General features: G+C 35.0%; 16 protein-coding genes and 1 rRNA gene. 8 read left to right on the top strand and 9 right to left on the bottom strand.

Going from position 1 to position 20,347, the window contains the following annotated elements:
* Position 1 precedes the first annotated feature (1 nt).
* From WFH39_RS10065 to hutH, 3 genes are all read right to left on the bottom strand, one after another.
* On the bottom strand, positions 2-448 hold the full coding sequence (locus tag WFH39_RS10065; RefSeq protein WP_336689804.1) for a GNAT family N-acetyltransferase: 447 nt from the start codon (positions 446-448) through the stop codon (positions 2-4).
* A gap of 172 nt (positions 449-620) precedes the next feature.
* Positions 621-1,082: a DUF2059 domain-containing protein gene (locus tag WFH39_RS10060; protein WP_336689803.1), complete on the bottom strand. Its 462-nt coding sequence runs from the start codon at positions 1,080-1,082 to the stop codon at positions 621-623.
* A 14-nt stretch (positions 1,083-1,096) separates the two neighbouring features.
* Positions 1,097-2,584, bottom strand: a complete 1,488-nt coding sequence (gene hutH / locus WFH39_RS10055) for a histidine ammonia-lyase (protein ID WP_336689802.1) — start codon at positions 2,582-2,584, stop codon at positions 1,097-1,099.
* Positions 2,585-2,717: 133 nt separating this feature from the next.
* Here hutH and WFH39_RS10050 point away from each other — a divergent pair, with 133 nt between their 5' ends.
* Positions 2,718-3,479 carry a hypothetical protein gene (locus tag WFH39_RS10050; protein WP_336689801.1) on the top strand — a complete coding sequence of 254 codons (762 nt, stop codon included), beginning with the start codon at positions 2,718-2,720 and terminating at the stop codon, positions 3,477-3,479.
* Positions 3,480-3,608: 129 nt separating this feature from the next.
* Positions 3,609-5,399 carry an excinuclease ABC subunit UvrC gene (uvrC, locus tag WFH39_RS10045; RefSeq protein WP_076396677.1) on the top strand — a complete coding sequence of 597 codons (1,791 nt, stop codon included), beginning with the start codon at positions 3,609-3,611 and terminating at the stop codon, positions 5,397-5,399.
* 189 nt (positions 5,400-5,588) lie between these two features.
* On the opposite strand, the gene WFH39_RS10040 is transcribed toward uvrC, so the two are convergent.
* From WFH39_RS10040 to WFH39_RS10030, 3 genes are read right to left on the bottom strand one after another with little or no spacing between them, the layout of a single operon-like run.
* The gene (locus WFH39_RS10040) at positions 5,589-6,341 is read right to left on the bottom strand and encodes a hypothetical protein (protein WP_336689800.1); all 753 of its coding nucleotides are present in this window, start codon (positions 6,339-6,341) and stop codon (positions 5,589-5,591) included.
* Positions 6,342-6,353: 12 nt separating this feature from the next.
* A complete protein-coding gene (locus tag WFH39_RS10035; RefSeq protein ID WP_076396673.1) occupies positions 6,354-7,436 on the bottom strand; it encodes a PorV/PorQ family protein in 1,083 nt (360 codons plus the stop codon).
* 12 nt (positions 7,437-7,448) lie between these two features.
* The gene (locus tag WFH39_RS10030; RefSeq protein ID WP_336689799.1) at positions 7,449-8,327 is read right to left on the bottom strand and encodes a DMT family transporter; all 879 of its coding nucleotides are present in this window, start codon (positions 8,325-8,327) and stop codon (positions 7,449-7,451) included.
* Between the two features lie 415 nt (positions 8,328-8,742).
* On the opposite strand from WFH39_RS10030, the gene WFH39_RS10025 reads away from it, so the two are divergent.
* The 6 genes from WFH39_RS10025 to WFH39_RS10000 all read left to right on the top strand — a co-directional run bounded on the left by WFH39_RS10025 (position 8,743) and on the right by WFH39_RS10000 (position 16,834).
* Positions 8,743-10,371, top strand: a complete 1,629-nt coding sequence (locus WFH39_RS10025; protein ID WP_336689798.1) for an acyl-CoA carboxylase subunit beta — start codon at positions 8,743-8,745, stop codon at positions 10,369-10,371.
* 266 nt (positions 10,372-10,637) lie between these two features.
* Positions 10,638-11,561 carry a helix-turn-helix transcriptional regulator gene (locus tag WFH39_RS10020; protein WP_336689797.1) on the top strand — a complete coding sequence of 308 codons (924 nt, stop codon included), beginning with the start codon at positions 10,638-10,640 and terminating at the stop codon, positions 11,559-11,561.
* Between the two features lie 1,339 nt (positions 11,562-12,900).
* Entirely contained in the window at positions 12,901-13,104 is a 204-nt protein-coding gene (locus tag WFH39_RS10015) for a hypothetical protein (protein ID WP_336689796.1), read from the top strand.
* 24 nt (positions 13,105-13,128) lie between these two features.
* Entirely contained in the window at positions 13,129-13,761 is a 633-nt protein-coding gene (locus WFH39_RS10010) for a hypothetical protein (RefSeq protein WP_336689795.1), read from the top strand.
* A 13-nt stretch (positions 13,762-13,774) separates the two neighbouring features.
* Positions 13,775-16,222, top strand: coding sequence for a hypothetical protein (locus WFH39_RS10005; RefSeq protein WP_336689794.1), 2,448 nt, complete (start codon positions 13,775-13,777; stop codon positions 16,220-16,222).
* Between the two features lie 93 nt (positions 16,223-16,315).
* Positions 16,316-16,834, top strand: coding sequence for a hypothetical protein (locus WFH39_RS10000; RefSeq protein WP_336689793.1), 519 nt, complete (start codon positions 16,316-16,318; stop codon positions 16,832-16,834).
* Positions 16,835-16,983: 149 nt separating this feature from the next.
* Here the strand turns inward: WFH39_RS10000 and WFH39_RS09995 are convergent, their stop codons facing one another.
* From WFH39_RS09995 to rrf, 3 genes are all read right to left on the bottom strand, one after another.
* Positions 16,984-18,423, bottom strand: coding sequence for an AAA family ATPase (locus WFH39_RS09995; protein WP_336689792.1), 1,440 nt, complete (start codon positions 18,421-18,423; stop codon positions 16,984-16,986).
* A 43-nt stretch (positions 18,424-18,466) separates the two neighbouring features.
* Entirely contained in the window at positions 18,467-19,588 is a 1,122-nt protein-coding gene (locus WFH39_RS09990) for a vWA domain-containing protein (protein WP_336689791.1), read from the bottom strand.
* Between the two features lie 490 nt (positions 19,589-20,078).
* Positions 20,079-20,186: ribosomal RNA gene (rrf, locus tag WFH39_RS09985) — 5S ribosomal RNA — on the bottom strand.
* Positions 20,187-20,347 lie beyond the last annotated feature (161 nt).

The following is a 20,347-nucleotide window of genomic DNA, read 5'->3' as shown; positions in this document are numbered from 1 at the left end:
GTTACAAAACTTTTTCATAACAGACACTTTTATCAATTCCGATGTACTGTCCATAATTTGGAATTCTGGTGTAACCGCTCTTTTCATAAACGGACAGTGCCTCATTCTGCTCGCGTGAGCTTTCCAGCACTGCTTTTGTATAATTAAATTCTTTTGCCCAGATTTCCAGTTCTTTAACGATGGCTGTTGCTAAACCCTTCTTTCTGAAATCAGGATTGGTGTACATTCTTTTAATTTCAACTGTTTCTTCATCAAATTTTTTAAATGCTCCACAAGCTGCAGGAATTTCATCTATATAAATGACAATACAGTTTTTAATCATATCAATCTTGTTAAACTGATCGTAAAAACCATGATGTTCCCCATTAAGAATGGCTAAATCCGCATCTAAAAGCTTTACTAAATTTTGAAAATCTTTATTGGAAGAATCTGTTCTTTTAATTGTCATGGCAATGGTTTTAGGCTAAATTAAAGATTTTGTTTTTAAATTTTAATACTTTTCCAGTGGCGATGTTTTTTAGACACAAATGACACTCATATTTTCACAATTCAACACAAATATATTTTTTTTAATCTTAAAAAATAAAAAAGACTTCCATTTCCGGAAGCCTTAGTGTTATTTACTTATCTGATGAAGGCATTGGCGGTGGTGGAGATTGTAAATATCCTGAACTTTCTAAGTCAGCATTAACCGTTTGCATTACGCTCATCCCCCAATTTTTACTTTCATTTTGAATTTCAGTTATCATATCAAATGAATTTTGAATGAGTTTTTTACCTACTTCTGTTTTATAAAAAGCGAGTAATTCTTCAATCTCTTTTTCACTAAATCGACTGTCATATATGTTAATCACTTTATTCAAAAGATCATCAATATTAACTTTTCTTTCAATATTCTTCCATGCGCTTTCAGGAACATGATTATATTTTTTCTTATACTCAGCAATAATATTTCTCTCAGCTTCTTTATAAATAGGAAAAGTTCCATTTAAAGAAATCAGCTCTTTAATCTTATCTTGCTTTGTTTGTGAATAAAAATTTATACAAAACAAAATCATTGGAAATAAAATAATTTTTCTCATTTATGTTTAAAAGATTAATTAACTATAAATTTCCTTTCATTTATCAATTCCGCGATTGCAAGCATATCCTGTCCGATCAGTCGGTCATCTTCAAGCTTGGCAACTCTTGAACGGAGAATTGCGAAGTTTTCTTCAATAATCTTTGAACATTTTGCAGGTCTTCGGAATTCTAAACCTTGTGCTGCAAACATAAGTTCAACCGCTAAAATATTGACCAAATTTCCAAGAACCTGATTGAATTTCCTTCCGGAAATACTTCCCATAGAAACATGATCTTCCTGTCCTAAACTCGTCGGAATAGAATCCGCAGAAGCCGGAAAACATAATGTTTTATTTTCCGTAACCAACGCAGCAGAAGTATACTGAGGAATCATAAATCCTGAATTTAAACCCGAACTTTCCGTCAGTAATCTTGGTAAGCCGTATTTTCCTTCCAGTAACAAGTAACTTCTTCTATCTGAAATATTTCCCAGTTCGGCAGCAGCCAAAGTTGCATAATCCAAAGGTAAAGCCATCAATTGTCCGTGGAAATTTCCTCCGGAAATAGATTCTTCCGCGCTTAAAACGATTGGATTATCCGTTACCGAATTCAGTTCCGTTTCTGCCATCATTTTCAGATGTTCGAATGCATTTCTGCTTGCACCGTGAACCTGCGGAACACATCTCATGGAATACGGATCCTGAACACGGTCGCAATATTCGTGTGCTTTAAGATTTTCAGAACTTTTTAAAAATTTAAGCATTCTTGCCGCTACTTTTTTACTTCCTTCAAACGGACGGATCTCATGCAGTTCTTTTTTAAACGGACTTGCAGAACCTCTGTATGCTTCAATACTCATTGCCGCTGTCATGTCTGCAAGATCAAGTAAATATTCAAATTTTTCTAATCCTTTTATGGCATGAGCAAGAATAAACTGCGTTCCGTTGATTAATCCCAATCCTTCTTTCGGTCCTAAAACCAAAGGTTCGAGATTATTTTTTTCTAAAATTTCGGCTGTTTCAAAAATTTCATTCCCAACCCATACTTTTCCCAGCCCCAAAAGCGGTAAAACAAGATGCGCCAAAGGAGCCAAGTCTCCTGAAGCTCCTACAGAACCCTGCTCCGGAACTACCGGAATGATGTCTTTTTCCAGCATTAAGATCAATCTTTCGATAACTTCCAGAGAAACTCCTGAAAAACCTTTTGACAGTGCATGAACTTTCGCTATCATCATAATTTTTGAAAGTTCTTTATCAATTGGTTTTCCTACGCCTACTGCGTGAGAAATAATCAGATTATATTGCAACTGCGCAGTTTCATCCGCCGATATTTTTGTATCGCAAAGAGGTCCGAAACCAGTATTGATTCCATAAACACATCGGTCTGATTCTACAATCTGCTGTACATTTTTCTGGGATTTTAAAATCTGTTCTTTAGCGGCTTTGTTTAATTTAGCTTTATTTGGAGTTTTGCAGATCTCCAAAACATCATGGAAACTGAAAACATCTACACCGTATATCATTCTCAAAATTTTGTCTTAAAATTACGCATTTGGCAACGATTGGAAAAACTAAATTTCAACAGCATATATTTTTCTGAAAATAAGTGAATTAATTTGCTATTTTTACCGCAGAAATATAAAAATTAACATCCCCATGAAACTTAAAACTTTATTGTTTACGCTGTTTTTGGTAAGCACAGCATCTTTCGCACAGAAAGTAAAATACTCCAAAGAAGAAATTAAAAAAATGGAACAGTACCTTTTTAACGAAGGTTTTAATGCTCCCTCTGTAAAAAAAACTTCTACCGTAATATTAAAGGACGGAACAACACACAAAGGTTTCTGCAGCAAAACAGATACGAAAAAAGGTCAGATTTTCGAGGTTACCCTGAAAGACAGCATTTCTAAAAAGCCATCGGTATTTGTTGCCGATAACATCAGCGAAATGTATCTGTATCCGAATGAGGCGGAAAAAGTGGGGAAAGTTTTTAAGTACATGGGCAACATCAGAAACTATCAGACAAAAAAATTAAAAAATTCTACGACCAAAGACCGCATTCATTTTGTAAACCAGACGGTTTCCCTGAAAAATAAGAAAGACGACAAAGAATTCTTAATGCAGGTCATCAATCCGGAATTTGATGATATTATTTCTGTATATCATGATCCGAGAGCAAAAGAAACCGGCGGATTTTCGGTGATGGGTTCTCCACAGTTGGGAGGCGGCGTTACAAAATCCTACTATGTAAAAAAAGGAGACAAAGTAATGTGGCTTCATAAAGATGATTTCGAAGACAATTATGATTTTCTTTTTGGCGACAATCCTGAGTTTATGAAAAAATATCCTAAGAATTCTGTGGAATGGGATTATTTCAGCTTTTTAGTGTATCAGTATACAGAAATGAGCCAAAGCTAAATTTTTAAGTACAAAAGAATAAATCGTTTATAAAGAAACTGTTTAATTAAAATCAATTTTAACAAACATTATAAAGCTGTAGTATTTCTGCGGCTTTTTTTGTGCTTCTAAATTCCGTAGTTTTGTTATATGAATCCTTCTTTAGAATTACAACTCAAAACTTTACCTTCCGAGCCCGGTGTTTATCGTTATTATGACAAAAATGATCAGCTTTTGTATGTAGGAAAGGCTAAAAATCTGAAAAAAAGGGTTCTCTCCTATTTCAACAAAAATCTTTCAGGGTACCGCATCAAAATCATGGTGGGAAAAATCCAGCGACTGGAAACAACGATCGTTAATAGTGAATATGATGCTCTTTTACTGGAAAATAATTTAATTAAGGAACATCAGCCGTTTTATAATGTCATGCTGAAGGATGACAAAACGTATCCATGGATCTGTATTAAAAATGAAGATTTTCCGAGAATTTTTCTTACCCGTACCAAAATTAAAGACGGTTCCGAATATTACGGACCTTACGCAAAAGTGCGTCCTGCAAAGATTCTTCTTGATACGATAAAGCATATTTATAAATTAAGAACCTGCAATCTCAATTTAGCTCCGAGTAAAATTGATGAAGGAAAATACAAAGTCTGTCTGGAATATCACATCAAAAACTGTGAAGGACCCTGCGAAGGACTGGAAAGCAAGGAAGATTATGATGAAAAAATAGATGCCATCCGCGGAATCATCAAAGGAGATTTCCGTAAAGCAAAAGAATATCTGGTGAATCAGATGATGAAATATGCAACCAATCTTCAGTTTGAAAATGCACAGATCATCAAGGAAAGAATTGACGCGCTTGAAGATTATCAGACTAAAAATACGGTGGTGAACCCAAGTATTGATGACGTGGATGTTTTTGGAATGACAAGCGACGAAACAGCGGCTTACGTTAATTTCTTTAAAATAAGGAACGGAAATATTATCCAGAGTTATACCACTGAAATCAAAAAAATCCTTGAGGAAAGCGACGAAGACATTATGGAGCAGGCTTTGGTGGAAATCCGTCAGAAATTCGATTCCCATTCAAAAGAAGTGCTTCTGCCTTTTCATCTCTCTATTGAAATTCCGAATGTAAAACTGATCGTTCCGAAAGTGGGTGATAAAAAAAGAATCGTTGAGCTTTCTGAAAAGAATGCGAAAGAATACCGTCTAGAAAAATTAAAACAGGTTCAGATCGTTGATCCGGAAAGACATACGAACCGAATTATGTCTGAAATGCAGAAATTGCTGAGAATGCCGGTTGAACCACGACACATTGAAGGTTTTGATAACTCCAATATTCAGGGAACGAATCCTGTTTCTGCGTGTGTTGTTTTCAGAGACGGAAAACCAAGCAAAGCCGATTACAGAATTTTTCATCCGAAAACTGTGGAAGGTCCCAATGATTTCGCTACAATGGAGGAAGTGATCTACCGCCGCTACAAAAGAATGCTGGATGAAGGGGAAGATCTGCCTCAATTGATTTTGATTGACGGTGGAAAAGGTCAGTTATCTTCTGCGGTAAAAAGTCTGAGACTGTTAGGATTGTACGGAAAAATTACTATTGTAGGCATTGCGAAACGTCTGGAAGAGATTTTCTTTCCGGAAGATCCTATTCCTTTATATCTTGATAAAAAGTCTGAAACGTTGAAGATTTTGCAGCGTGTAAGAGACGAAGCGCACCGTTTCGGAGTGAAACATCACAGAACCCGAAGAAAAAATTCTACGATAAAATCTGAGCTGGAAGAAATTCCGGGAGTTGGGGAAAAAACAATTGAATTATTGCTTTCAAAATTAAAATCGGTAAAGAGAATCAAGGAATCTAATCTTGAGACATTGGAGGAGATTTTAGGGAAAAGCAAAGCTAAAATAATTTATGATTTTTTCAACGAATAGAGATAAACATAAAATAAATTATAATTAATAAATAATTTTATGAAAATAATTTTTATAATATTTGTTAATTTAAATATTTTTTATAAATTAGATCAGGTTAACGATCACTTAACTCAAAAACTTCTTCATATTTAAATTTACAAAAAAAGTCCTCGTTATGAGGACTTTTGATTTTATGTATTATTGCAATTATTTCTTATAAAATATTTCTTTGCTGTAATCTCCGACGGAAACAGGCATTTCAATCACGATATTTCCATTTTCGTAATAACCTAAAGTGGATTCTCCGTTTTGAAGTTTTACTCTGAAAACATCGCTTTTCGTTGTAGCTTTAAAAGTCGCAAACGGCGAAGAGCTGTTAGAATTCACCAGAATAAACTGAGAATTATCGATCTGGATCTTCTGAAGGTCTGTTTTTCCATTGCTGAATTTCAACGCAGTATTGTCTACAGATGAAGATGAGTTATTGGCAACAGTCTGTGCAGAAGTTGTGGTTACGGCTTCCTGAACTTTTGCCGGAGAAGTTTGCGCTACAGGATTAGCCGGAGAAATAGACACAAAAGTCTGTTTCAGTGCATCCTGATAACCTTCTTTGTATTCCTTAATGTTGGAAGCTCCTTTTGCAGATGAAACCACCTTATCGTTACAGTCTTTAAACTGAACCAAAACTTTGTTTCGTAAAAATCCACTGTCATTGATGATATCTGCCATCAGAACATTACACGGATTACTTTGCGCTTCAGCAGGCCATTGTAACTTATCCGAAGGAATTACTGTATAATTTTTACTTCTTAAAGTTTTTGTAAGCATTTCTCCCAAACCAAAATCTTCTTTAAATGTTGTAAATTTTGAAGGAAGAGCAATATATTTATAATCCGAAACTTTTTGTCCGAAAGCCACTATCGAACAGAATGTTACTACAGCAAGTGCAATTTTTTTCATTTAATTTTAAATTTAATCGTTTCTGAACTGCCCGATATCCAGTTTCAGAGAAAAGAAGTTGGAATAGAAATTAGATCCTCCGATTCCGGAATTGGTAATTGCATAATCTAGCGTAAGACCTCTGTATCTGATCCCGATTCCTGCACTTGGCTGGAAAGAAACTTTTCTTCTGAGATCTTCAATATCTGTAATCGACTGGAATCTGTTAACTCCCAATCTCACGAAAATCATTTTCTGGTAACCTAATTCTGCTCCGGCATAAGGCGTTAAACTGGCAAAATCAGTAGAAACCAATGCTGCCGTTTTTGCGAAATCTACGTTAATTCCCGCTTCTGGCAAAACGTAAACACTGCTGTTGATTTCAAACATTTTGCTTACGCCTGCATTTAATTTAGGCATCGTAAGTTCCATTTTATCTTTTGGCGCAGGGTTGAATTCTTCTCCGTTAACCACCGTGGAAAGTTCTTTCTGGTTGACGCTCCAGAAGTTCACGGTAGTGGTTGCATCTCTCAGCATCCCTCCCAGTTTCCAGCCGTTGTCCATTTTATAAATAGCACCCACGTCGAAACCGAAACCATATCCGTTGGCAAATTTCCCTACGTTTCTGTACACAATTTTAGCATTAATCCCCACATCAAGCTTCTGATTTCCTCCCGGATTGAATGCATAGGAAAGAATTGCGGCGTAATCGGACTGAGAGAATTTGGTGATTTTATCATAATCAATATTTCCTTCGGTGTCGATTAACTGTGTGGTATTTAAGATATTATCTACGCCCAATCTTACAACAGAAACTCCGAAAACTCCGGTTTCCAGAACTTTTGCATAGGCAAGATAATCGTATTTTGCGATAGATTCGAAATATTCGGCGTGCATTGCCGCGCCTTGCCAGTCTTTTTCCACGCCCATTAATCCAGCGGGATTCCACATCGGAGAATAGACATCATCCTGATTGGAGATTACTGCGCCTCCCATCGCAAGACCTCTTGCTCCGGCTCCGATGTTCAGAAATTCGTTGGAATATTTTCTGATGATCTGAGATTGCGATATCCCGAAAACCAGAGAGAATGCAAGTAAAAAATATTTTTTCATCATATCAATTGATGCTTAATTTAAAGTTTTTTGTTTTTTAGCTTTTATCAATCCGTTAGCAATGATTGCCAGTATCATAACTCCTGAAGCGATGTAAAAAATCGGGCTCATGTGTTCTGATTCCCCAAAGATAAAAAAAGCTAGTATAATTCCGTAAACCGGTTCTAAATTAACTGTTAAAATTAATGTAAAAGGCGAAATATATTTCATGAGATTCACCGATTCCAGCATCGGAAAAGCTGTGAAAACACTTGCCAGTACACCTATTAACGCAATATCGCGGTAACTTATTTCATTTATCGAAAAAAATTGTCCTGAGAAGAGATAGAATATTAATAAAATAAACCATCCTGAGAATATTTCATAAAAAATAATGTTTCCTGAGCTTGTTTTCCCAAACATCTTTCCGTTGAAAACCGAAAAAATGGTTCCGAAAATGGCACACAACACTCCGTAAAAAATTCCTTCTTTATATTGAAATTCGGTTTTAAATATTAATAAAATACAGGCGACAATTACCACTCCCATCACGACTTCCGAAATATCAATCTTTCTTTTGAAAATCAAAGGTTCCAGAATGGATGCAAATAAGGTGGATAAAGACAGACAGCTTAATGCAATGGAAACATTGGAAATTTTAATGGAGTAAAAAAAGCAGTACCAGTGAAGCGCCATCGAAAAGCCGATTGCAGCCAGCTGGAAAAATACTTTCTTCGAAACTTTAATGCTGTCTTTTTTAAAAACACGGATGTATACGAAAAGGCAGATCGCCGCAAACAGCATTCTGTAAAAAACCAAAATATCTGCATTTGCATGAATCAGCTTTCCCAAGATTGCCGTAAATCCCCACAAAAACACTATCAAATGCAATCTGAAAAGAGCCAATTTATGCATACCCTACCTTCTTATACTATTTTTTGCAAAAATACAAATAGGTTTTACATTTCGTGTAATAATTTTTCAGTAAAACTTTTTGATTTTGTAATAAAATTTAAACCATAAATCATTGTAAGAGAAAAAGGTTTGCGGTTTCTATTTAACATAAAATAAAAAAACCCTGAAAATTTATTCAACTTTCAGGGCCTTCAAATAATAAACTATTAAAAAAATAAACTAGGAACTTAGAGGAAGTAAAGATTTCACTCTCACTTTCTCTATTGTAAAGTTAGCAAATTACGAACCATAAAAAATATATTTTTTGTTAAATATTTCATAAAATTCTGAAAACCAATTTATTAAACATTTGTTTACATCCATTTTCATTCCATGTAAAAAATAGTATCTTTAAACGGAAAAAATTGAAATTTTTATGGACATTGAATTCAACAAAAGAGAAGATCAGAACAGATTAAAATTATCCGAAATCAATCGCTTATTGACAGAAATTAAAAAGGGAGGTGGTGAAAAGAGGCTGCAGAAGCTTCGTGAAGAGGGAAAAATGACGGCAAGAGAAAGAATTGACTATCTTCTTGATAAGGATTCTGATTCCATAGAAATTGGTGCTTTTGCCGGATATGAAATGTACGAGGAGCACGGAGGCTGCCCAAGCGGGGGTGTTGTTGTGGTGATTGGGTATGTTTCTAAAAGACAATGCATCATTGTGGCAAATGATGCTTCTGTAAAAGCGGGAGCGTGGTTTCCGATCACGGGTAAGAAAAACCTGAGAGCTCAGGAAATTGCCATGGAAAACAGACTTCCGATTATTTATCTGGTGGATTCTGCGGGAGTTTATTTACCGATGCAGGATGAGATTTTCCCTGATAAGGAGATGTTCGGAAGAATTTTCAGAAATAATGCTAAAATGAGTGCTGCAGGAATTATTCAGATTTCTGCTGTGATGGGAAGCTGTGTTGCCGGAGGTGCTTATCTTCCGATTATGAGTGATGAAGCGATGATTGTGGAGGGAACGGGTTCTATTTTCCTTGCCGGAAGTTATCTGGTAAAAGCGGCAATCGGGGAAAGTATTGATAATGAAACTCTGGGAGGTGCAACTACACATTGTTCGATTTCGGGAGTTACAGATTATAAGGCTAAAGATGATAAGGATGCGCTGAACAGGATTAAGAATATCATGAAGTCTTTGGGAAGTACGGAAAAAGCAGGTTTCGACAGAATTGAAAGCGCACAGCCGAAAGAAAAGCCTGAAAATATTTTCGGAATCATGCCTGTTTCAAGAGCGGATCAGTATGATACCTACGATATTATAAAATGTCTTGTAGACAATTCTGAGTACGAAGAATACAAGCCTGATTACGGAAAAAGCATTATCTGTGCGACAGCAAGAATCGACGGCTGGTCTGTAGGGATTGTAGCGAACCAGAGAAAGCTTGTAAAAAGCGGAAAAGGGGAAATGCAGTTCGGAGGGGTAATTTATTCTGATTCTGCGGATAAGGCGACCCGATTTATTGCGAACTGTAACCAGAGAAAAATTCCTTTGGTGTTTTTACAGGATGTAACCGGTTTTATGGTGGGTTCTAAATCTGAACACGGAGGAATTATTAAAGATGGTGCAAAAATGGTAAATGCTGTTTCTAATTCTGTAGTTCCTAAATTCACGATTATTACCGGAAATTCTTACGGAGCAGGAAATTACGCGATGTGCGGAAAGGCTTATGATCCAAGGTTAATTGTTGCGTGGCCATGGGCAGATCTTGCGGTAATGGGCGGTGCACAGGCAGCAAAAGTTTTGGCACAGATCCAGGAGTCTACTCTGAAAAAGCAAGGAAAAGAAATTTCTGAGGAAGAACATAAAGAAATTCTGGATTCTATTTCGGCAAAATATAAGAAACAAACGGAAGCAACTTATGCAGCAGCAAGATTGTGGACCGATGCAATTATTAATCCTGTTGATACCAGAAAATGGATTTCTATGGGAATTGAAGCTGCGAATCATTCTCCTATTACCGAGAAGTTTAATCTGGGAGTTATACAGGTTTGATGATTAATTAATTACAATTGTAATTTGTATGCATGAATAGATTAATCCGCCGGAATTCTTTTTAACAGAAAAAATGTTAGACAGCTTTCAACAAGATTAATTAGTCTGTCCGTTTAATAGAGAAATCAATTTATGGTTTTCCTTTAGTTTTTATAAATAGAATATCAATCGATTCAGCGATTTATCTATTTTGAAGGAAAGTGAGTTACCACATTTATTAAACGGACATTCAAAATAATTTTATTATAAAAACACAAATCGTTATTATGCATTACAGAAGTCCGCATTTTTCTTATCATGAAGCGAAAGGAATTTTAATAAGATTAAAAAGGCTTTTCAATATATATGCTCTCAGCCTTTGTATTGTGTTTATTTTTAACACTATACTTGTTTATACTTATGGTTTATATTTTTTAACCACCATTCTGCTCACTTGTACAGCATTCATTTTATATTTAGTTCTTTCGAAAGCTATTTATTATTCCCTCACATTCATGTATATTGCTTATGCTCTGTTTTCAGTGATCATATTTTATGTAAGCTCTTATGTGGGAATTAAATCCGGCATAGATCTGTACTATGTGAGTTTAATACTCTGCATTCCATATTCTGTTAATCTCAAGCTGCAATCCAGAAAAATGATGCCTATTTTCATTTTCATCTGCATCGAACTTTTAATTAATTTTTGTACAGACCATCGTCTTTTTTACAATCGTTCTTTGCCACAGGGACTGCAATCTAAAATATTTAAAATAAGTATTCTATTCAATATTTTAAACACGATTATCAGTACTATATTAATGCTTAATATTAAAAATTTTGTTCTCAAATTATATAAAACGAAAATAAAAACTGAGTCGAAATTACAGGAATTTGTAAATAAAAATAATGTTTCTCCTGATGATCTGTACGATTTAAATAATCTTGCCAAAGAAAACAGTTCATTGTTTTTTCTAAAATTTTCTCAAGCATTTCCTTCTTTTATCCAAAAAATTAAGAAAAACTATCCTTCACTAACCCATAATGAAATATTGGTATGTGCTTATCTGAAACTTAATTATTCAACAAAAGAGATCGCTATCTATTCAAACTCGAGTGTAAGGTGTATTGAGAATAAGAAGTACAGAATCAGAAAAAAAATAGAATTAGAATCTAAGGAGGATCTTGCTCTTTTTATTTCGAATTTCTAATTATAACTGCCCATAACTCTTTGGTATTTTTTGCAATATCGGGATTTAATGATTCTTATCCATCTAAAGCTATCATTTAAAGAATAGCTCTAAAAACAAGCTGATTATAAGAAGGATAAATATAACCGAAGTCTTTTATGTTATCTTTTATGATGAATATCAGCGTTTGTATCCGTCTACAAAATTATTATTCGACAATTTTTACACACTCAGTTGTCTGCTTCAGGGTAATTTGTGAGTTATTTAAAGTTCGTGAAATATTTAAATCTTGATGTATTTTGAGATGTTTACCCAATCTTTTCCGTATCTGAATAAGTTTTGGCTAAAGCGAATTGTTTTCTTAATTACTAAAATAAACTAAAGCCCATTCCTATTGATATTTTGTATTGTTTTTTCATCGAACTCATGTTCATTAAAATTCAGCTTTAAAAATTCAAATACTTCATAATACTGTCTCTTTTTGTTTATTGAAGAAACGGATAAAAATTGGTTTATTTATTTAAAATGATTTTCCAATCATACTACTTCGTTTTCGTGTCGTTTTTCAATATACTTCATTGTACTTATTCAGCATTTTGCCTACTCAAAAATAAATATAATGTACTCAAAAAATAAGTAACCCTATATTACGTAAAAATACAAAACACTGTAATTCAGTAATTTAAAATTTAAAAAATCACGGAGTAGATGTAAGTATATGGAATTTTCTCATCACAGGTTCATCTCTTTTATCTTTGAAACAGATGTTTAAAAAAACGCAGCCATACATTTTTCTTTATATTATGAATACAGAAAACAGCATATTGAAAACAATTTATCTTAAAACAAAATCTTTACAAAAAGATTTGGCTTTTACATGTATGCATTTTTCTGTATTTACATTTTTATTTTTTATTGCAATATCGTGTCAGCAAAAAAAGATGTTTGCAAAAGTGGATAATTATGTTTTTTCTTCGAAAATATCATTTAATAAATATTTAATCACAAAGAGTAATAAAAAAAGAGAAGCTAAGTCGGATAAGTCTATCTCTTCGTTACCTTATCATTCATTTATTAACAATCTTGTTGTAAAATCTGTTCTCATTATCAATTACGGAACAAAAGTAAAAAAGTATATAAATATCTATTACCATAGCATTAATTATAAAAATTTATATGGCAAAAAAAGTAAAGCCTATGCTTATATACTAGTCTATTACAATTATTACAGACAAGTTATTTCCAGAGCTCCTCCCTTATTTTCTGCAATTATAATAACATATACAAAACTTATATTCCATACCAATTTAGCACAGGCATCATTGAGCACTAATATTTTCAATAAAATATATACACAGACATGAAAAAAATGATATTTAAAAATGATATAAAATATTTAAATATATTATTAGCATTATTTATTTCGGGAAATATATTTGCTCAGGTAACATTAGAGTTTACTTCTGGAGCGAGGAACCTTCTAGGTAGTAGTTCAACACTTACTATACCCGGCAAAAAAAATACCGATAATCCTACAAATAATACAGCTCCTAATATTCAATAATCACAAAATAATTAAATATAACAGATGAAAAATAAAATTCTAATTTATATAATCTTGCTCTTGGCTATCTTTCAAAAAACAGAAGCTCAATCTATTCCCATCAGTAATGGCAGTATGAATGGTATCGCAGGACAATCTAATACTCCAGCAGGATGGGCTGCTTCTGTAGGATATACACCTAATAACACTGCTTTAAATTCACCTACACCAGATGTATTATCTACCTCTTTTACTGCTTTTTCTAACAATGCTGCAGTAGCTGTATCACCATCTCCAGATGGAGGTACATGGGTAGGGATTTCTTCTACGGTTAGTGAAAATGAAGCCATAAAACAAATTATTACAAATCTTGTTATTGGGCACCAATACTCTTTTACAATGTATGTAGCTAATTTTGGTGGTGGCAGCTTTGTTGCACCGGGTAAAATTTCAGTATGGATAAATGGAGTAAAAGTAGGTGAATCTCCAACTCTAGCTCTACAAGCAAATGTTTGGACTACTATGAATGTTTCTTTTACTGCTACTACAACTTCTGCTGAATTTCTTATAGATGCAGATAGTGGTGCTGGTAATGGATACTACTCAATTGATGGAATTTCTAACCTAACTGACAATAATGCTTGTAAAGCAGGTACTTCAATTCCTGGTATTCAATAATAAAAAAAACATTATGAAAAATAAATTTATTATATATACAATTCTTCTGTTTAGTATATTCCAATTAGCAAAAGCACAAGCCATTCCTATTGTCAATGGAAATATGAACGGAACGGCTGGAAACAGTCAAATGCCTACTGGGTGGACTGCTTCTATCGGATATACTCCTACTAATACAGCTAATAACTCTCCTACTCCTGATGTGCTATCTACATCTTTTACAGCATTTAATAATAATGCTGCTGTTGCTGTTGCTGCTTCTCCAAACGGAGGAACATGGGTAGGGATTTCTTCTTCTATTAATGAAAATGAAGCCATTAAACAAACCGTTACAGGACTTAATATAGGACAACAATATTCCTTTACTATGTATGTGGCTAATTTTGGTGGTGGTTCCTTGACTTCACCTGGTAAAGTCTCAGCATGGATAAATGGAGTAAAAGTAGGAGAATCTCCTACACTATTATTAATAGGAAGTACATGGACAACTATGAAGGTCTCTTTTACCGCTACTACAACTTCTGCTGAATTTCTCATAGATGCTGAACACTTATCCGGGACAGGAGGATATTATTCTATAGATGGTATTTCTAATTTAGGTAATATGACTACTCCTACTATTGGAAGCAATAAAATAGCTAACAGTTGTCCTACCTCTACAGGTAATTTAACCACATTAGTAACTTCTACTGCTCCATCTGGTACTACACTTACTTTTCATACGGGAAACCCAGCTACTACTGCTAATAAAATTGCAAATCCTACTACTGCTTCTACTGGTATCTACTATGCGGCTTATTGGGATGCTACTAATAATTACTATAGCCCCGTAAGTGAACCTATATATGTAGCTAAGTGTCTTACTAATACATGCCCTTCTACTACGGTAGATCTTACTACACATAGTACAGGTACACCTCCATCTGGTACTACTTTACAATGGCACACCAGTAATACACCTAGTAGTGGTACATTAGTAAGCACTCCTAATGCTGTAGGTAATGGCACTTATTATGCCACTTATTATGATGCTACTAACAGCTGTTACGGTAGTGTATCTACTCCTGTTATTGTTAGTATTAGCTCTTGTTTTACCGATTCTGATGGTGATGGAATCGCAGATAATATTGATTTAGACGATGATAATGATGGTATTTTAGATACTAATGAAGGATATTGTGAATCACAAAGTCTCTATACATTGGATCTCAACGCCACATTGGCTGGCGCAAGTATTATGGCAAATGGTGGTACATTTAATTTAGTATATACATTAACTTCCGGAACACCTGTTGCTGGTCTTGGTAATTCTTTTAATGTACCATTTACCTATTCAGATTTTGTTTCTAATACTCCACAAGATCATACATGGGAAGGATTTAATATAGATACTAATCTTTTTTCAATTAGACCTAATACTACTCAATTATATACAAACTTACCTATTAATAATTCTACTACTAAAGATATATCCGGTGCCCCATTTCCTGTACCTGACTCTAGACTAAGATATTTGCTTAACAATGCTTCCATAAATTATTTGGGAACGTTCACTACAACTATTGGTAATTTACCAACTGTTTCTGGATTAATATCAACATATATAAGTTCCAACCTTAATATGTTTTCTAGATTTAATATGTCAGTTTCAGATGCCATAAATTCCCAAAATGCCTACTATGCAAAAATGCAATTACAAACTAATGTAAATACAGTTAATTCTGGAAGGACATTACCATATAGCTCAAGTTATGGAATGACTTATATTTGGGATTATACAGCATACTCAAACATAGATGGGGTTGGTGCTGGTAATACGGGTTTAAGAGGATTAATCAGTATAGAGCAGAACACAATAACTTACTGTAACCATAGAGATACAGATGGAGATGGCATTCCTAATTATCTTGATTTAGATAGTGATAATGATGGCTGTTTAGATGCACTAGAAGGAGGTGCTAACATTCCACCTTCCCAATTAGTAAACGCTGGAGGTACAGTAACTGTAGGAACAGGCTCTACTGCTGCTAATCAAAATCTTTGTGCTGCTTCTAATTGTGTAGATGCTAATGGTATTCCTACTGTTGTAAGTGGCGGCCAGTCAGTTGGTGATTCGCAAAATACAGCAATACAAAGTGGTTGTTACTGTTATAAACCTGCAATTACATCAGGAACTGTACTTGATACTAAATTTGGTATTACTGCACTGGGCAGAGCGGGAGCAAATAATGGCAACTGGCCAATGGTAAGAAAAGGTGCCTGGATTGCTCTGGAAGCCAAAACTAAAGGATTCGTTGTAAACAGATTGACAGCAGCACAAATAGCTGCAATACCTACTGCAAACTGCGTAGAGGGGATGATGGTATATGACACAACTAACAACTGCCTGAAAATATATACCACTACTGATAATGGCGTTACATATAACTGGCAATGTTTTAATACACAGACTTGTCCCTAATTGATAAAAACAGAAATGATTGAGAAGAGATCCTATTGCGGTAGAAATATCCTGCCGCAAAGGGTCTCAATAAAAACAATAATTTTTATACAAATGAAAAAGACCATATTATTCACATTATTATTTACCTCTTTACTTTCTTTTTCACAGGTAGCAATAGGTAAATCTAATATCACAAACCCATCTGTTTCTTTAGAATTTGGTAACGGAAACAGGGGCATATTACTCCCTTGGGTAACATCTGTCTCTAGTGTTATCAGTGCTGTAGATGGCACTATCATTTATGACATTACAGATAAAAAAATAAAATATTTAAAAGCTGGATCCTGGTTTGATCTTACGATAGATAATACAGGTATTGTTGACACTTCTCTGCAAAACACACTTACCGATGTATCTTCTGCCAAAACCTCGATAGGTACAAATGCAGCAACAGATTCTACATCGGGTATCCTGGTCCTTACCGACACAAATAAAGCAATGGTTTTGCCAAAAGTTTCCAGCCCTCATCTTAACATCATTAGCCCATCTTCCGGAATGATGGTATATGATACAACAGCCCATCAGCTTGCCGTATTTAACGGTACGGTATGGAGCTTTTGGAAACCATAATCTTTCAATATTATATTATCAGTAGCCTTCAGCATAATCAATTGTTGTTATCTGTAAAGATTTTCTGCACTGCAATTTGGCTGGAGGCTTATTAAAAAATCCCCATAATAGATTGGCTCTTAATCATGGGGATTTTTTAATATATATTATTATGAAAAGAACACCCCCGTTGTGAATCTTTCCTTATTCAGTTTTTTATTCACAGCCAATCCCCAAAGAATAAATTCTTTTAAAAATAAAAGATCTTCAGGCTGTGTATCAGGTTGATATTTCTCAATGATTTCATCAAGCGGAGTGATTCGATTTAGATTTTTCGCGTAGACTTCGTCCGGAGATTCGTCGGTAATTTCCAAAAAACCGTCATCCTGTAAAAACCACTCGGTGATCTGGCTGAATGGTCCGTCTACATTCTTTTTCTCCAGTTTTTCTATTTTGGGGAAATACGTGGTAAACAAAGTTTTTACGGCATTATCTATTAAAAGCTGCGCAACAGATTCTGCTCCCTCCTGCTCTCCTTCATACACCAGTTCTACCTTTCCTGTAATTGCAGGAATGACGCCAACAAAATCACTCAGCCTTACTGAAGTCTTTTCTTCTCCGGTCAACAAGGCTCTGCGTTCTGCGGTACTTAACAAATTCTCGAATGCCGTGATGCTCATACGCGCACTTACACCACTTTTTGCATCTACATATTCGCTCTCGCGGGCTTCAAAACCAATTTGTTCCAGAAGATCTTTAGCCAAAGCCGGGACATACACTCCTTCTTGCTGTCGGCTGTCCAGACTGGATTCATATTTTGTAATTTCTTTCGCAATATTGATATTTTCAGGATAATGTGTTAAAATCTGCGATCCAATACGGTCTTTCAGAGGAGTAACAATACTTCCTCTGTTGGTATAGTCTTCAGGATTTGCCGTAAAAACAAACTGAATATCCAAAGGCATTCTCACTTTAAATCCACGAATCTGAACATCGCCTTCCTGTAAAATATTAAACAGGGAAACCTGAATTCTCGCCTGTAGATCCGGCAACTCGTTAATTACAAAAATACAGCGGTTCGCTCTCGGAATCATTCCAAAATGGATCACGCGGTCGTCTGCGTAGGAAAGTTTAAGATTAGCAGCTTTGATAGGATCTACATCACCAATAAGATCGGCAACGGTAACATCCGGAGTAGCCAGTTTTTCGAAAAATCTTTCATCGCGATGAAGCCATTCAATGGGTGTATTATCGCCTTCTTTCTCAATTAATTCTTTTGCAAACCGTGAAATCGGGTTAAAAGGATCATCATTAATCTCGCTTCCATCAACATAAGGAATCCATTCATCCAATAAGCTTGTCATCATTCTTGCCAGTCTTGTTTTAGCCTGACCTCGCAATCCTAATAAATTAATATTATGCTTACTGAGAATCGCATGCTCTAACTGAGGAATGACCGTATTTTCATATCCGAAGATTCCCTCAAATACAGATTCTTTATTTCGAATTTTAGCCTTTAAGTTATCCCGTAATTCGTCTTTAATATGTTTTGATGTATAACCTAATGCTTTTAATGCACCAAGCGTTTTTATTTCTGGCTTTGCAGTCATTGTATTTAAATCTAATTGATAATTTTTATTGAGTTATAAATTTCTAACGGATTCTCTTTTTGCGGTTGGTTTCATAATCTTCAAAAATCATGTTCCCCAAACCATTCAGACCGGTGTAAAAAGCTTTTCCCTGATTGGCTTCTGTAAATTCGCTTACAAAATGCTGTAAATAAGAATCCTGAGCGATCATAAAAGTAGTAATTGGGATATGGAGCCTTCTTGCCTGAGCTGCCATATTGTAACATTTCTGAACAACATATTCATCCAGTCCGTAAGAATTCATATAATAAGTACCATCCGGTTCGCGCACACAGCTTGGCTTTCCGTCGGTAATCATAAAAATCTGTTTGTTGGTATTTCGCTTTCTCCGAAGAATATCCATTGCTAACTGAAGCCCTGCAACAGTATTGGTATGATAAGGACCCACCTGCAGATAAGGAAGTTCCTGAATTTTTACAGGCCATGCATCATCCCCAAAAACAATAATATCTAAAGTATCTTTCGGATAACGTGTTGTGATTAATTCAGCGAGAGCCATCGCCACTTTTTTAGCCGGCGTAATACGGTCTTCACCATACAGAATCATACTGTGGCTGATGTCGATCATTAAAACAGTGCTCATTTGAGACTGATGTATGCTGTCTTCAACAATCAGATCATTTTCAGTAAGATGAAAATCTCCGATACCATTATTGATTTGTGCATTCTTTAAACTCTCCGTAATAGAAATTTTTTCTACAGCATCTCCGAAATTATAATTTCTGAATTCTCCGGTTGAGTCTTCACCTGCTCCGCTTTTATTCGTTTTATGATTTCCGTTTCCGCTCTTTTCAAGATTTCCGAATATTTGTTTAAGTGCCTGTTTACGAATATTCTGCTCCATTTTTGCACTTAAGGTAACTCCATTCCCATTTCCATCAGGATTAATTTCTTCCCGAATATATCCTTTCTTCTTAAGATCTTCAATAAAATCTTCTATTGTATATTCAGGAGTGGTTAATTGGTATTCTTCATCAAGCATTCGAAGCCAGTCAATTGCTTCATCAAAATCACCTGAAGTATGCGTCAGTAAATCTGTAAAAATTTCCAGCAATCGGTCAAATACAGATCGTTCCGGTTCCTGATAAGTATTAAACCTAAAACCTCTTACAATATGCTCTTTCATATTATAAATTTACGATATAAATTAAAAAAACCTTAAGAGATTTAGTCTATTTTACTTTTTAAGAATAAAAATAATTGAATTAAAGAAAAGTTATCCACTACTTTAAGTAAAACGTTTTTGGTATGCGAAATATTTATTCATGAGCTTATTCCCGCTATCCACTGTATCTTTTGGGTTACGGGCTCCGCTTCACTCCGCCCGCAACCCAAAAGGATGCCGTTTCTATCGCGGCTAAGTAATGAGTAATAAGTAATGAGCAATGAAAGATAATTGATAATTGATGAATGATGATTGATTATATCCTGGGGCTTCTTTACTTTTTACTTTTACTTTTTACTTTCACTTGTTACTTGTTACTTGTTACTTGTTACTTGGATCTTTTTCCTTTATCCTTTTCACTTGGCTCTTTTGGTTCTTCCCTTGAATATTCTTTGAGTTATGGGCATAAAAAAAGTCTCATAGAATTTAATCTATGAGACTTTTAAATAAAAACTGGCGGTGACCTACTCTCCCGCTTTCGCAGTACCATCGGCGCTGGTGGGCTTAACTTCTGTGTTCGGAATGGGAACAGGTGAGCCCCACCGCTAAAACCACCCTAAAGGTTGTATATAGCTGCTGGCTATTGGCTTATTGCCATTGGCCATTCGCTTTTTATCGGTAAATTTCATCACAAAGGCAAAACCAGTGTTGCACTTATAAGGCTTGTTGTTGGCTCTTGGCTTTTAGCTAACAGCTATCGACCAGTTGCCATAAGCAACA

It is taken from the genome of Chryseobacterium sp. MMO-72, from assembly GCF_037146035.1.
GTDB lineage: Bacteria > Bacteroidota > Bacteroidia > Flavobacteriales > Weeksellaceae > Chryseobacterium > Chryseobacterium indicum.
This window is presented reverse-complemented; position numbering and strand designations above follow the sequence as displayed.

Excerpts from the sequence above, each read along its gene's own strand:
- WFH39_RS10065 (WP_336689804.1), bottom strand. The coding sequence starts at position 448 with ATGACAATTAAAAGAACAGATTCTTCCAATAAAGATTTTCAAAATTTA.
- WFH39_RS10060 (WP_336689803.1), bottom strand. The coding sequence starts at position 1,082 with ATGAGAAAAATTATTTTATTTCCAATGATTTTGTTTTGTATAAATTTT.
- hutH (WP_336689802.1), bottom strand. The coding sequence starts at position 2,584 with ATGATATACGGTGTAGATGTTTTCAGTTTCCATGATGTTTTGGAGATC.
- WFH39_RS10050 (WP_336689801.1), top strand. The coding sequence starts at position 2,718 with ATGAAACTTAAAACTTTATTGTTTACGCTGTTTTTGGTAAGCACAGCA.
- uvrC (WP_076396677.1), top strand. The coding sequence starts at position 3,609 with ATGAATCCTTCTTTAGAATTACAACTCAAAACTTTACCTTCCGAGCCC.
- WFH39_RS10040 (WP_336689800.1), bottom strand. The coding sequence starts at position 6,341 with ATGAAAAAAATTGCACTTGCTGTAGTAACATTCTGTTCGATAGTGGCT.
- WFH39_RS10035 (WP_076396673.1), bottom strand. The coding sequence starts at position 7,436 with ATGATGAAAAAATATTTTTTACTTGCATTCTCTCTGGTTTTCGGGATA.
- WFH39_RS10030 (WP_336689799.1), bottom strand. The coding sequence starts at position 8,327 with ATGCATAAATTGGCTCTTTTCAGATTGCATTTGATAGTGTTTTTGTGG.
- WFH39_RS10025 (WP_336689798.1), top strand. The coding sequence starts at position 8,743 with ATGGACATTGAATTCAACAAAAGAGAAGATCAGAACAGATTAAAATTA.
- WFH39_RS10020 (WP_336689797.1), top strand. The coding sequence starts at position 10,638 with ATGCATTACAGAAGTCCGCATTTTTCTTATCATGAAGCGAAAGGAATT.
- WFH39_RS10015 (WP_336689796.1), top strand. The coding sequence starts at position 12,901 with ATGAAAAAAATGATATTTAAAAATGATATAAAATATTTAAATATATTA.
- WFH39_RS10010 (WP_336689795.1), top strand. The coding sequence starts at position 13,129 with ATGAAAAATAAAATTCTAATTTATATAATCTTGCTCTTGGCTATCTTT.
- WFH39_RS10005 (WP_336689794.1), top strand. The coding sequence starts at position 13,775 with ATGAAAAATAAATTTATTATATATACAATTCTTCTGTTTAGTATATTC.
- WFH39_RS10000 (WP_336689793.1), top strand. The coding sequence starts at position 16,316 with ATGAAAAAGACCATATTATTCACATTATTATTTACCTCTTTACTTTCT.
- WFH39_RS09995 (WP_336689792.1), bottom strand. The coding sequence starts at position 18,423 with ATGACTGCAAAGCCAGAAATAAAAACGCTTGGTGCATTAAAAGCATTA.
- WFH39_RS09990 (WP_336689791.1), bottom strand. The coding sequence starts at position 19,588 with ATGAAAGAGCATATTGTAAGAGGTTTTAGGTTTAATACTTATCAGGAA.